The sequence below is a fragment of the Lentzea sp. CA-135723 genome (assembly GCF_050936595.1).
Lineage (GTDB): Bacteria > Actinomycetota > Actinomycetes > Mycobacteriales > Pseudonocardiaceae > Lentzea.
In genome coordinates, this window is record NZ_JBNJMK010000002.1 from 1 (window position 1) to 12,812 (window position 12,812).

A 12,812-nucleotide genomic window follows, 5' to 3' on the forward strand; every position below is an offset into this window, starting at 1 on the left:
GGCTCCGGCTCTTCGACCCCGCCGTCGCGCAACGCCTCAAGCGCACCCCGGACGGCCTCGTGTGCGCGGTGGCCCAGCAGCGCGGCACCGGTGAGGTGCTCATGGTGGCGTGGATGGACGACGAGGCACTGCACCGCACCCTCACCACCCGCCGCGCCACCTACTACTCGCGCAGCCGCCAGCAGCTGTGGGTGAAGGGCGAGACGTCCGGCCACACCCAGTACGTGCACGAGGTGCGGCTCGACTGCGACGGCGACACGCTGCTGCTGACCGTCGACCAGCAGGGCGCGGCCTGCCACACGGGCGACCGCACCTGCTTCGACGCCACGGTGCTGCTCGCCGACGCGTGACGGCCTAGTCCAGGTCGCCCGTCAGGTAGCGCTGCATGTTCGGGGCGATGGCCTTGACCACGGTCTCCAGGTCGGTCGAGGCCAGCGGCTCGAAGTGCACGACGTACCGGACCATGCCGAGGCCGACCATCTGCGTCGCGCACAGGGTGGCCCGCAGTTCGCGCTGCTCGGCGCCGATCTCGGTCAGCAGGTTCTTGAAGATCGCGTTGATGAAGAACGACCGCAGCGCGTTCGCGACCTCCTCGTGCGAGGTGACGCTGCGGATCAGCGCGGCGAACGTGCCGCCGCCGGTCGCGTCCCAGACGGTCACGAACGTGCGGATGATGCGTTCGCCCGCCTCCTCGACCGGGCCGTCGACCAGGCGCTTGAGGATCTCGGACGGGTCGAACGGGAGCTGCAGCACGGCCTGGCCGAACAGGCCCTCCTTGCCGCCGAACCAGTGGTTGACCATCGCGGCGTCCACGCCCGCCTTGGCGGCGATCGCGCGTACGGTGGCACCGTCGTAGCCCTTTTCCACGAAGACCTCGCGGGCCGCAGCGACGAGCGCGGCCCTGGTGTCCTCGCCCGCGGCTCGGCGACCGCGGCGCTTCTGGTTCACTTGCTCCACACGGGCCATAGTTCAACAGATGTTGAATTTATGCAACAATTGGTGCCATGGTGAGCGTCATCGGGGCTGTGGCCGCCGCTGGTCTGGGGGCCGTGAGCCCAACGCGTGAGGAGTTCCGCGAGCTGGCGGTCAACCGCCGGGTCATCCCGGTGGTGCGCAAGCTGCTCGCGGACGCGGAGACGCCGGTCGGCCTGTACCGCAAGCTCGGTGCCAACCAGCCGGGCACGTTCCTCTTCGAGTCGGCGGAGAACGGGCGCTCGTGGTCGCGGTGGTCGTTCATCGGCGTGCGGTCGAGCGCGGCGCTGACCGCGAACGGCGGCGAGGCGTACTGGACCGGCACGCGGCCCGTCGGCCTGCCAGACGGTGGCGACCCGCTGCAGGTGCTGCGCGAGACCGTCGAGGTGCTGCGCACCGACCCGTTGCCCGGCATGCCCCCGCTGACCGGTGGCATGGTCGGCTACATCGGCTACGACGCGGTGCGGCGGCTGGAGCGGCTGCCCGTCATCGCCGAGGACGACCTGAAGATCCCCGAGCTCGTGATGCTGCTCGCGACCGACCTGGCCGCGCTCGACCACCACGAGGGCACGGTCACGCTCATCGCGAACGCGATCAACTGGGACGACTCGCCCGAGCGCGTCGACGCCGCGTACGACGACGCGGTGCGCCGCCTCGACGAGATGACCACGTCGCTGCACACGCCCGCGCCGCCGACGGCCGCCGTGTTCTCCCGCCCCAGGCCCGAGTTCCGGCGCAAGCGGTCGCAGGCGGAGCACTTCGCGGCCGTCGAGAAGGCCAAGGAGGCCATCCGGGCCGGCGAGGCGTTCCAGGTCGTCGTGTCGCAGCGGTTCGAGATCGAGACGGACGCCGACGCGCTCGACATCTACCGGGTGCTGCGCGCGACGAACCCCAGCCCGTACATGTACCTGCTGCGCCTCGACGGGTTCGACATCGTCGGGTCCAGCCCCGAGTCGCTCGTGACGGTGCGCGACGGCAAGGCGACCACGCACCCCATCGCGGGCACCCGCTGGCGCAGCGAGGACCCCGAAGAGGACGCGCTGCTGGAGAAGGACCTCCTCGCGGACCACAAGGAACGCGCCGAGCACCTCATGCTCGTCGACCTCGGCCGCAACGACCTCGGGCGCGTCTGCAAGCCGGGTTCGGTGCACGTCGTCGACTTCTTCAAGGTCGAGCGGTACAGCCACGTCATGCACATCGTGTCGACCGTGACCGGTGAGCTGGCCGAGGGCAAGACGGCCTACGACGCCGTCGCCGCGTGCTTCCCGGCCGGCACGCTCTCGGGGGCGCCCAAGCCGCGCGCGATGGAGCTCATCGAGGAGCTGGAGCCCACCCGTCGCGGCCTCTACGGCGGCGTCGTCGGCTACTTCGACTTCGCCGGGGACGCCGACACCGCCATCGCCATCCGCACCGCTCTGGTGCGCGAGGGCGTGGCGTACGTGCAGGCCGGTGGCGGCATCGTGGCCGACTCGGACCCGCTGGCCGAGGACAACGAGTGCCTGAACAAGGCGGGCGCGGTGCTGGCGGCGATCGCCACCGCCCAGACGATGGCGCCGGCTGTTGAAAGCTAGCCGTCCACTGTGGATCGCCGCGCTCCTGCTGGTGGGCGCGGCGGGTGCCTTCTGGGGTGCGGACTCCGTGCCCGTGGCGCTGCTGTGCCTCGCGTCGGTCGCGGCGGTCCTCGCCCTGAGCGGGGTGGCGCGCAGGGTGCTCGGCGCGTTGTTGATCGTCGTGGGCATCGCGGCGGCGTTCTCCGGCCACTGGCTCGCGATCGCCGGAGGTGTCCTCGTGGCGGCTTCCGGCGCGCTCCAGGTGACCCTGGGCGGCCGGATGCCGAAGATCGGGATGGGCGGTCAGAAGCCCCGCTCGGCCGATCCCGAGACCGACCTGTGGCGCGCCCTGGAGCGCGGGGACGACCCGACCGACGACACGAAGCCCGGCGATCGTTCCTCGAACGAGTGAAGATCATTCAACCGCGTTCCCGCATGTGACACGCGCACAACCTTGGTTAGCTGCGGGGACAGGTGAACCCCGGTGGCTGGGGCGTTACTCCGCCGGGGTTAGCATCCCCGTAGCGGGAAGGGGAGCAAGACTGTGACGGTTCTCGAATCGATCCTCGAAGGTGTGCGTGAGGATCTCGCCGCTCGCGAGGCCCAGTTGCCCTTCGACGTCGTCAAGGAGCGCGCGGCCAGAACCGCCCCTCCGCTCGACGTGCTGTCGGTGCTGCGCGGGCCGAACGTGGGTGTCATCGCCGAGGTCAAGCGCCGCAGCCCCTCCAAGGGCGCGCTGGCGGAGATCCCGGAGCCGGCCGAGCTCGCGTCCGCGTACGAGGCGGGTGGCGCGTCGGTGATCAGCGTGCTGACCGAGCAGCGTCGTTTCGGCGGGTCGCTGGCTGACTTCGACGCGGTGCGCCGGGCGGTGAAGATCCCGCTGCTGCGCAAGGACTTCATCGTGTCGCCGTACCAGGTGCACGAGGCGCGCATGCACGGCGCCGACGTGGTGCTGCTGATCGTCGCCGCGCTGGAGCAGAACGCGCTCGTGTCGCTGCTCGACCGCGTCGAGTCGCTCGGCATGACGGCGCTCGTCGAGGTGCACACGGCCGAGGAGGCCGACCGCGCGCTGGAGGCGGGTTCGTCGGTCATCGGCGTAAACGCGCGCAACCTTCACACGTTGGAGGTCGACAAAGACGTTTTCGGCAGGATCGCTCCGGGACTACCCTTCGAGACGATCAAGATCGCCGAGTCGGGCGTGACCGGGCCCGGTGACCTGATGTCGTACGCCGGCGCGGGTGCTGACGCGGTGCTCGTCGGCGAAAGCCTGGTGACCAGCGGAGACCCCAAGGCCGCCGTGAACAAGCTCGTGACCGCGGGCTCACACCCCGCGTGCCCCCGGCCCAGCCGGTAGGCACGTTCGAAAACAGCTTTAGAGGAGCTACCCGATGGGCCAGTTCACGCCCACACCGCACGATCCCGACGCACGTGGCCACTTCGGCCCGTGGGGCGGCCGGTTCGTCCCGGAGGCCCTGATCGCCGCGGTGGACGAGCTGGCCGCGGAGTACGACAAGGCGCGGCTCGACCCGGAGTTCGTGAACGAGTTCCAGCGGCTGCTGAAGGACTTCGCGGGCCGCCCGTCCCTGCTGACCGAGGCCCCGAAGTTCGCGGAGCACGCCGGCACGCGGGTGTGGCTGAAGCGCGAGGACCTCAACCACACGGGCTCGCACAAGATCAACAACGTGCTCGGGCAGGCGTTGCTGACCAAGCGCATGGGCAAGCAGCGCGTGATCGCCGAGACCGGCGCCGGCCAGCACGGCGTGGCGACGGCGACGGCGTGCGCGCTCCTCGGCCTCGACTGCGTCGTCTACATGGGCGAGGTCGACACCGAGCGCCAGGCGCTCAACGTCGCCCGCATGCGCCTGCTGGGCGCCGAGGTCATCCCGGTGAAGTCCGGGTCGCGCACCCTGAAGGACGCGATCAACGAGGCGTTGCGCGACTGGGTCACCAACGTCGACGAGACGCACTACCTGCTCGGCACGGCCGCGGGCCCGCACCCGTTCCCGCTGCTGGTCCGCGACTTCCACCGCGTGATCGGCATCGAGGCGCGCGAGCAGATCCTCGAGAAGGCCGGCCGGCTGCCCGACGCTGTCGTCGCCTGCGTCGGCGGCGGCTCGAACGCCATCGGCATCTTCCACGGCTTCATCGACGACGAGGACGTCCGCCTGGTCGGCGTCGAACCCGGTGGGTCCGGCCTCGACAGCGGCAGCCACGGCGCCACGCTGACGGCAGGCACGCCCGGCTCGCTGCACGGCGCGATGTCGTACGTCATGCAGGACGAGGACGGCCAGATCACCGAGGCGCACTCGATCTCCGCCGGCCTCGACTACCCCGGCGTGGGTCCCGAGCACTCGCACCTGAAGGACATCGGCCGCGCCGAGTACTTCCCGGTCACCGACGCCGAGGCCATGGAGGCGTTCGCCCTGCTCTCGCGCACCGAGGGCATCATCCCGGCGATCGAGTCCTCGCACGCGCTCGCGGGCGCGTTGAAGCTCGGACCGTCGCTCGGGCCGGACGGACTTCTCGTCGTGAACCTCTCCGGGCGTGGCGACAAGGACATGGACACGGCCGTGAAGTACTTCGGCCTCGCTGACGGGGGACAGGCCTGATGTCGTTGTCTGACGTTTTCGCCACCGCGAAGGCCGAGTCGCGCGCCGCGCTGATCGGCTACCTGCCCGCGGGCTTCCCGACGGTCGATGGTTCCAAGGACTACCTCCGTTCGATGGTCGAGTCCGGGTGTGACCTGGTCGAGGTCGGCCTGCCGTTCTCCGACCCGGTGATGGACGGCCCGACGATCCAGGCCGCCGCCGAGCAGGCGCTGGCCGCGGGCTTCCGCGTGCGCGACCTGTTCGACGTGGTCTCCGCCGTCTCCGAGGCCGGCGGTCGTGCGGTCGTGATGACGTACTGGAACCCGGTCCTGCGCTACGGCGTGGACGCGTTCGCGCGTGACCTCGCCGCCGCCGGTGGGCTCGGCATCATCACGCCCGACCTCGTCCCGGACGAGGCCGAGGACTGGATGGCCGCGTCCGCCGCGCACGGGCTCGACCGGACGTTCCTGGTGGCGCCGTCGTCGACCGAGGAGCGCATCGCGATGACCGCGCGTGCCTCGTCCGGCTTCCTCTACGCCACCGCGGTCATGGGCGTCACGGGCGCCCGTGACGTCGTGTCGTCCGCCGCGCCCGAGCTCGTCGCACGGGTGCGGGAGCACACCACGCTGCCCATCGGCGTCGGGCTGGGTGTGCGGTCCGGCGCGCAGGCCGCCGAGATCGCCGGGTTCGCTGACGGCGTCATCGTGGGGTCCGCGTTCGTGTCGGCCGTGGCCGAGGGCGACGCCGCGGTGCGTGCGTTGGCCGCGGACCTCGCTCAGGGCGTGCGGTCGGCTGCCGCGACCGTCTGAACCTCCTTCCTCGTGGAACCGCTCGGCCCTCGTGGCCGGGCGGTTCTGCTTTGTGGTGCGGGAGTCGAGCCGCCTCTGCAGCGACGGCTTCGGGTGCGGGGTCTTGCCTGCTTTCGGAGTCCTTGCGGTTCCTCCAACAGCATGACACAGATTCGAACACCTGATCGAGTGAACCTCGGTCGGATGGGTCCAAAACCCCACTTCACCGTCGGCCCGAGCTGCGATCGTGGCCCTATGCACAAGCCAGCTATCCGTCGGGCGTGCCACACTGGTACTCGCCGGGCGGTTTTCGGAGGTGATGCCCCGTGGCAGCTCCAGCAGAGACTGCGCCAGACCAGTACCTGTTGCCGAGGCACGTGGGCCCTTGGTCGCTCGACGACGTCCTGTCGTTGCCCGAGGACAACAGTCAGCGCATCGAACTCGTCGACGGGATGCTTCTCGTGAGCCCGCTCGGGTCCGTTCGACACCAGGAAGTGGTGTTCGACACAGCGGCCTCCTTACGCGGGGCCTGCCCGGTTCACTTGAAGACGACGATCGAGCTGAACGTCCTGCTGTCCAACGGCCGGCTGGTGATCCCGGACTTCACCGTCGTGAAGCCGCGGGAAGCGGGCGTCATGTTCCCGGTGTCGGACGTCGTGCTGGTCGGTGAGGTGTTCTCGCCGAGCACGAGGCTGAACGACGAGGGCCTGAAGCGCAGCCTGTACGCCGACGCGCGCATTCCCTACTACCTGATGGTCGACCCGAGTCGGGTGGTCGTCGAGGCCACGCTGCTCGAACTGCAGGGCGACCAGTACGTCGAGATCGCGACCAGCGACGCCGGTGTGCTGGAGACCGAGCGGCCGTTCCCGGTCACCATCAAGTTCTAGCCGTAGAGCCACTCCAGCCGTTCGTGCAGGTCGGCGACGGTCCACGAGGCGAACATCGCGTCACGGGCCAGCGCCGCCTCCCCGGCGGGGTGGTAGATCTCCCGGCCCATCCATCGTGACGCGTGGTGGACGCGTGCGGCCCGCTCCGAGCGGAGCGCTGCGTACCGCGCAAAAGAGCCCAGCACGTCACGAGGGTCGAACACGGAGGAAAGGCACACCGCATCCTCCAACGCCTGGCAGGCACCCTGCGCGGCGTACTGCAACACGGGATGTGCGGCGTCCCCGAGCAGCACGACGCGTTGATCCTGCCAGTTCGTGATCGGCGCACGGTCGCACAACACCCACGCCCGCCACTCGTCGGCGAGCTCCATGACCCGAGCCGCGTCATCGCACAACGGCGCGAAGTGCCGCATCACGTCAGCGTGCCCGACGGGCTTGCCGTTCACGGGCTCACTGGCCCCGTTGTCCGCCGTGGCAACAAGATTCACGTACCGCCCGCCGGCGATCACGTACCAGACGACGTGATAGCGCGGTCCCGCCCACAGCGTGACCACGTTCTCCTTCAACGAGTGCGGCACATTCCGAGCAGGAATGACCGCACGAAAGGTGGTGTGCCCGGAAACCTGCGGGTCCCCGTCCCCGACAAGCTGCCGCCGCACGGCAGACCGCAACCCGTCGGCCCCGATCAACGCCTGGCCGTGCACGAGTTCGCCCGACCGCAGCACAGCCGCGACCCCGTCAGCGTCCTGCGCGTAGGCCGCAACGCCGCTGTCGACCCGAAGGTCGATCCGCTCGTCGCTCCGGCAGGCGTCGAGCAACGGCGCGAGCACGTCGTCGCGGTGCACCACGGCATAGGTCCCGAACCGGGCCCGAAAGCCGTCGTCGACGGGCAGCCCGGCAACCTGCCACCCGGTGACCCCGCACCGCAACCGCAACTCGTCGACGTGTACGGCGCGCGACCGCACCACGGCCCCGACGCCGAGGGCGTCGAGCATCCGGAAGCCGTTGGGGCCGACCTGGATGCCCGCGCCGATCTCCTCGAACGCGGGCGCGGCCTCCAGCACGGTTACCCGCCGCCCGGTCCGGGCGAGACCGAGAGCCGCCGCCAGTCCGCCGATACCGCCGCCGACCACCAGGACCGTCATGTCCGACCTTTCGCGCGCCCGCCGAGACCGCGTCCGAGTATCTCGGGTCGGCGACCACGCACCGCCGAAGGTCGCGGGCCGGTGGGTGGAGGGCTGCGCGGAGTGGCAAGCGGCGGCGGGATGGGTGGTGGAGAGCGGCTGGGCGTGGCCGGGGGTGGGACGACGTGGTGGCGAGGCGGGGCTGCGGGGGAGCGATGGGGCCAGATGGCGTGTCGGAGGGGCTGAGGAGAGAGCTGCGAGGGGCTGGATGGAGAGGGGGCTGAGGAGGGCGGCGAGCGGTGGGATGGCGTGACGGGACGGTTGAGGGAGGGGGAGGGACCTGGGCGGAGGACTGGAGTGGAGGGCCAGGGGTGAGAGTGGCGTGGTGAGAGGGGCTGGGTGAGGGGCTGACTGGGAGGGGCTGACTGGGAGGGGCTGCGTGGAGGGTCGCGATGGGGGCGTGAGGGAGGGGTTATGAGGGCTGCGCCGGGTTAGGAGGGCCCCGGGTTAGGAGGGCGCGTCGGGGCCGGAGGGCAGAGTGGAAGTCTGAGTGGGAGAGGTGGGACCTCGTTGGTCGCCGGGTGGCGGCGCTGGGCGGCGACACCCGATGCGGCGGCGTTGTGCGGTGAGGCCCGTGCCGCTGACCTGTTCCGCGAGGCCTGTGCGGCTTCGCCCGGCGGGCGGGTTCGGGCTGGTGAGGGGTGCGGTGGTCGTCCTGCGGGCGGATCACCGGTGGTGGCGTTGCCCGGTGGGGAAGCCGGGGTGGGCTGCGGGGGTGGGCACGTTGGGTGATCTTTGGGTTAGCCGCGGGTGATCGGTTGGGTTCTGGGTCGGTAACGATCGCGCGTCCCAACGAGGCGCTCACAGCGCGGACGGTACGGTGGTCGCCGTGTTGGACGCCCTTCTGGCCACGATCCCGAGTCCCGACCGCGGTGTTTGGTACCTCGGTCCGCTCCCTCTCCGGGCCTACGCGCTGTGCATCATCGCCGGCATCATCGTCGCCATCTGGTGGGGTGAGCGTCGCTGGGTCGAACGTGGCGGCATCAAGGGCGAGGTCACTGACATCGCTGTTTGGGCCGTGCCGTTCGGGCTGGTCGGCGGGCGGCTCTACCACGTCATCACGGACAACCAGAAGTACTTCGGGCCCGGTAAGAACCCGTTGGCCGCTCTGGAGATCTGGAACGGCGGTCTCGGGATCTGGGGGGCCATCGCCCTCGGTGCCGTGGGTGCCTGGATCGGGTGCCGGCGCAAGGGGATCCCGTTGCCGGCGATGGCGGACGCCTTGGCGCCCGGCATTGTGGTGGCGCAGGCGATAGGGCGCCTCGGCAACTACTTCAACCAGGAACTCTACGGTGGCGACACGACGTTGCCGTGGGGGCTGGAGATCTACCGGCGGGTGACGCCGGAGGGTCGTGAGGACGCGCTGGCGGGTGTGGCGATCGACCACACGCCGATTCAGATCGTGCACCCGACGTTCCTGTACGAGCTCATCTGGAACCTCGGTGTCGCGCTGCTGATCGTGTGGGCCGACCGGAGGTTCCGGCTCGGGCACGGGCGGGTGTTCTGGCTCTACGTGGCCGGGTACACGGCCGGGCGGTTCTGGATCGAGCTCATGCGCACGGACGAGGCGACGCTCATCCTGGGCACTCGGGTGAACGTGTTCGTGTCGGCGCTCGTGTTCTTCGCGGCGGTGGCGATGTTCATCATCGCCAAGTCGCGGGGTGAGCGTGAGGACGTCGCGGCGTTGCGAGGCACCGCGGAACCGGACGCCGAGCAGGACAAGACCGAAGACGCCCCAGCGGAGACCGAAGAAGCCGAGAGCGTCGTCGCGGCCGGTGAGGGCGACGGCGAGAAGAAGAACTCCCCGGAGTCCGTCAAACCGGAGTGATTTGTGCGCGTGCTCGTCGTCGAGGATGACGACCGGGTGGCCAGGGGCCTGCTGACCGCACTGCGGCACGCGGGTTACGAGGTGCATCGGGTGGCCACGGCCGCCGACGCGCTGCGTGCCGCGCCCGCCGACGTGGTGTTGCTGGACCTCGGGCTGCCCGATGGTGACGGCCTGGACGTGCTGCGCGAGCTGCGGCACCGTCCGGGCACCGCCGTCATCACGGTCACGGCGCGCGGCGAGGAACGGGAACGCGTGCTCGGCCTGCGGGCCGGCGCGGACGACTACGTGGTGAAGCCGTTCGGCACGTCGGAGCTGCTGGCCAGGATCGAGGCCGTGCTCCGCAGGACCCGCGCGCACCGGGCGGGACCGGAGAGCGAGGCGCCGGTCGAGGTCGGGGCGTTGCAGATCATCACGTCCACGCGCACGGCCACGCTCGACGGCGAACCGCTCTCGCTCACCCGCAAGGAGTTCGACCTGCTGGCTCTGCTCGCGAGCCGCAAGGGCGAGGTCGTGAGCCGCGACTTCATCGTCGACCAGGTGTGGCAGGCGCACTGGGAGGCGCCGTCCCGGACGTTGGACACGCACATCGCGGCCCTGCGCGGGAAGCTCGGGAACAGCGTGAAGATCGAGACGGTCCGGGGTGTCGGGTACCGCCTCGCCACGTGACGAGTGTCCGAGAGACATCCACAGGCGGTTGCGGAACAATCACGGCTGATGCTCCGCCGACTGCTCGTCATCACCGTTCCGCTGCTCGTCGCCCTGGTCGCGGCGCTCGGCATCCCTTTGGCGTCCGCGGTCGTGCAGCGCGAGACCCAGACGACGTACCTCGACCGCCTCGGTGACGCGAGCCGGTTCGCGAGCCTCGGCGAGAGCGCGTTGCAGTCGGACCGGCTGGAGGCGCTGAGCCAGGAGATCCAGCGCTACGACAACCTCTACGACATCCCCGTCGCGCTCGTCAGCGCGGACAAGCGGATCCTGCTCGCGTCCCGGCTGGGCTTCGACCCGAGCAACGACCCGGACGTCGTCAAGTCCCTCAACACCGCGCTGAACGGCGGCGTCAGGCCCGAACCCGAGTACACGGGCTGGCCGTGGCGCACGGGCCCGATGGTCGTGGTCGAGCCGGTCGGACGGGACAGCGAGGTCGTCGCCGCGGTCGTCACCATCTCCCAGACCCGAGGCCTGCGGGCGGAGGTGCTCAGGCAGTGGGGGCTCATGGCGCTGGCCGGCCTCGCGCCGATGCTCGCCGTGGTCGCCGCCGCCTGGCCCATGTCGCGCTGGGTGCTCAGGCCCGTCGGCCGGCTAGACGAGGCCACCGCCGCCGTCGCGCAGGGCAACCTCGACGTGCGCGCGGACGAGGTCGGCGGGCCGCAGGAGCTCCGCAGGCTCGCCAGGAGCTTCAACACCATGGTCGACGTCGTCGGCAAGGCCCTGAACAGGCAGAAGGCCTTCGTCGCCGACGCCTCCCACCAGCTGCGCAACCCGCTCGCCAGCCTTCGGCTCGCCGTCGACAACCTGGAACCGCACGTCCAGACCGACGAAGCGAGGGAAGCTCACCAGATCGCGGTCGAGGAGGCCGAGGAGATGGGCCGCGTGCTCGACACGCTGCTCGCCGCGACCAGGCTCGACAGCGCCCGCCAGACCGAACCCGTCGAGATCGACCAGCTCCTCACGACGCACCGCCCGGCGTGGCAGGCCCTCGCGAGCAAGACCGGCGTCACCCTCACCATCGACGTGCCGCACGGCCTCACCATGCAGGAACCGCCCGGCGGCCTCGGCAGCGTGCTCGACGAGCTCGTCAGCAACGCCATCCGCCTCGCCAACGCGACCGAGGTCAGGGTCACCGGCACGCAGGGCGAGCTGCACGTCGTCGACAACGGCGACGGCCTCACCCACGAGGAACGCGAGCTCGCGCTGCAACGGTTCTGGCGCGCCATCAAGCACCAGAACATCGCGGGCACCGGCATGGGCCTCGCGATCTGCGCCGAGCTCATCGAGTCGGCCGGCGGCACGCTCACCCTGCACGACGCCGATCCCGGCCTGGACGTGAAGGTCGCCCTCAGCGCTTCACGGAACGGAACCAGCGCATAGCGCCGTCGTGCAGCGGCACGAGCCCGGTCGCGATGCCGGTGCGGACGTTGATCCGCGACGCCTCGGGGTGCCCCTCGACGATCCGCGCGGTCTCGGTGAACACCGTCCGCGTCACGACCTCGACGACGTCCGCGCTCAACGACTCGCGTGCCAGCAGCAGGTTCGGCACCGCGAACGTCTGGTTCGCCGCCACGCCCTGGTAGGTCGTGCTGGGGATCGTTGCCGGGATGTACGGGCCCTTGTACCTCTCGGCGAGCTTGACCGCCTCCTCGGGGATGTTGATCAGCCGCACGTTGCCCTGCAGGTCCGTTATCGCGGGCGTCGGGATGCCGGTCAGCGCCAGCATCGCGTCCAGGGCCCCGGAAGCGACCCGCCGGGACGCCTCCGCGTGCGCCATCCGTTCGTCCATTGCGGACAGCCCGAAGAACCCCAGCATCCGCTCGGCGGTGAACTCGGTGCCGGACCCCGTGGGCCCCAACGAGATCCGCTTGCCCGCGAGGTCGCTGAAAGTGTGTATCGAAGAGGCAGCCGGCACGGCGATCTGCATGAAGCTGTCGTAGAGCCGCCCGACCGCGCGAACGCTCTGCGGGTCGTCGATGGGGTCCAAAGAGGACAGCGCCAGCTGAGCTTCACCTGATCGCAACAACTGCAGGTTCTCCACCGATGCGGCGGTGGGGATCGCGGTGACCTTGGTGCCGGGCAGTTGCTCGGCCAGCGCCGCGGCCAGCGCCCCTCCGACCTCGCGGAACACCGCGCCGTCAGGCCCGGTGGCGAGCACCAGTTCAGCGGGCGCCTCGACCCTGCGCGGGGTGCATCCCGCGAGGGCCAGCCCGGCCCCTAGCAGAAGCGTGCGACGGCTGAACGACACCGATGAAGCCTAGCTGTTACGTCAGGGCTGTCTGAAGTTTCCTCACGTCGGCTTGTCGG

The 12,812-nt window shown here is 70.3% G+C and carries 13 protein-coding genes; 10 read left to right on the plus strand and 3 right to left on the minus strand.

Annotation, left to right across the window (positions count from 1 at the left end; translation table 11 throughout):
- Positions 1 to 350 (plus strand): phosphoribosyl-AMP cyclohydrolase (hisI, locus tag ACQEU1_RS35920; RefSeq protein ID WP_433212086.1); only part of this gene is annotated, 350 nt, incomplete at its 5' end.
- A 4-nt stretch (positions 351 to 354) separates the two neighbouring features.
- Here hisI and ACQEU1_RS35925 read toward each other — a convergent pair.
- Positions 355 to 966, minus strand: a complete 612-nt coding sequence (locus ACQEU1_RS35925; RefSeq protein WP_433212089.1) for a TetR family transcriptional regulator — start codon at positions 964 to 966, stop codon at positions 355 to 357.
- Positions 967 to 1,004: 38 nt separating this feature from the next.
- On the opposite strand from ACQEU1_RS35925, the gene ACQEU1_RS35930 reads away from it, so the two are divergent.
- The 6 genes from ACQEU1_RS35930 (at position 1,005) to ACQEU1_RS35955 (ending at position 6,785) form a co-directional block, all read left to right on the plus strand.
- Positions 1,005 to 2,543: an anthranilate synthase component I gene (locus ACQEU1_RS35930; RefSeq protein WP_433212092.1), complete on the plus strand. Its 1,539-nt coding sequence runs from the start codon at positions 1,005 to 1,007 to the stop codon at positions 2,541 to 2,543.
- On the plus strand, positions 2,533 to 2,934 hold the full coding sequence (locus ACQEU1_RS35935) for a Trp biosynthesis-associated membrane protein (RefSeq protein WP_433212095.1): 402 nt from the start codon (positions 2,533 to 2,535) through the stop codon (positions 2,932 to 2,934). The genes ACQEU1_RS35930 and ACQEU1_RS35935 overlap by 11 nt, the downstream gene beginning before the upstream one ends.
- Before the next feature lie 132 nt (positions 2,935 to 3,066).
- Entirely contained in the window at positions 3,067 to 3,876 is an 810-nt protein-coding gene (trpC, locus tag ACQEU1_RS35940; protein ID WP_433212098.1) for an indole-3-glycerol phosphate synthase TrpC, read from the plus strand.
- A gap of 34 nt (positions 3,877 to 3,910) precedes the next feature.
- Entirely contained in the window at positions 3,911 to 5,131 is a 1,221-nt protein-coding gene (gene trpB / locus ACQEU1_RS35945) for a tryptophan synthase subunit beta (protein ID WP_433212101.1), read from the plus strand.
- Positions 5,131 to 5,919, plus strand: a complete 789-nt coding sequence (trpA, locus tag ACQEU1_RS35950) for a tryptophan synthase subunit alpha (RefSeq protein WP_433212104.1) — start codon at positions 5,131 to 5,133, stop codon at positions 5,917 to 5,919. The genes trpB and trpA overlap by 1 nt, the downstream gene beginning before the upstream one ends.
- Positions 5,920 to 6,224: 305 nt before the next feature.
- Complete coding sequence (locus tag ACQEU1_RS35955; protein ID WP_433212107.1) at positions 6,225 to 6,785, plus strand: Uma2 family endonuclease; 561 nt, start codon at positions 6,225 to 6,227, stop codon at positions 6,783 to 6,785.
- Here ACQEU1_RS35955 and ACQEU1_RS35960 read toward each other — a convergent pair.
- Positions 6,782 to 7,930: an FAD-dependent monooxygenase gene (locus ACQEU1_RS35960; RefSeq protein WP_433212110.1), complete on the minus strand. Its 1,149-nt coding sequence runs from the start codon at positions 7,928 to 7,930 to the stop codon at positions 6,782 to 6,784. The genes ACQEU1_RS35955 and ACQEU1_RS35960 overlap by 4 nt on opposite strands.
- Positions 7,931 to 8,801: 871 nt before the next feature.
- Here ACQEU1_RS35960 and lgt point away from each other — a divergent pair.
- The 3 genes from lgt to ACQEU1_RS35975 are packed head-to-tail and all read left to right on the plus strand — an operon-like array spanning position 8,802 to position 11,885.
- Positions 8,802 to 9,797 (plus strand): prolipoprotein diacylglyceryl transferase, encoded by a 996-nt coding sequence (gene lgt / locus ACQEU1_RS35965; RefSeq protein ID WP_433216944.1) that lies wholly within the window; start codon positions 8,802 to 8,804, stop codon positions 9,795 to 9,797.
- A gap of 3 nt (positions 9,798 to 9,800) precedes the next feature.
- Positions 9,801 to 10,463, plus strand: a complete 663-nt coding sequence (locus tag ACQEU1_RS35970) for a response regulator transcription factor (RefSeq protein ID WP_433212113.1) — start codon at positions 9,801 to 9,803, stop codon at positions 10,461 to 10,463.
- A gap of 48 nt (positions 10,464 to 10,511) precedes the next feature.
- Positions 10,512 to 11,885, plus strand: a complete 1,374-nt coding sequence (locus ACQEU1_RS35975; protein ID WP_433212116.1) for a HAMP domain-containing sensor histidine kinase — start codon at positions 10,512 to 10,514, stop codon at positions 11,883 to 11,885.
- Here ACQEU1_RS35975 and ACQEU1_RS35980 read toward each other — a convergent pair.
- Positions 11,854 to 12,753: a TAXI family TRAP transporter solute-binding subunit gene (locus ACQEU1_RS35980; protein WP_433212119.1), complete on the minus strand. Its 900-nt coding sequence runs from the start codon at positions 12,751 to 12,753 to the stop codon at positions 11,854 to 11,856. The genes ACQEU1_RS35975 and ACQEU1_RS35980 overlap by 32 nt on opposite strands.
- Between the last annotated feature and the right edge of the window lie 59 nt (positions 12,754 to 12,812).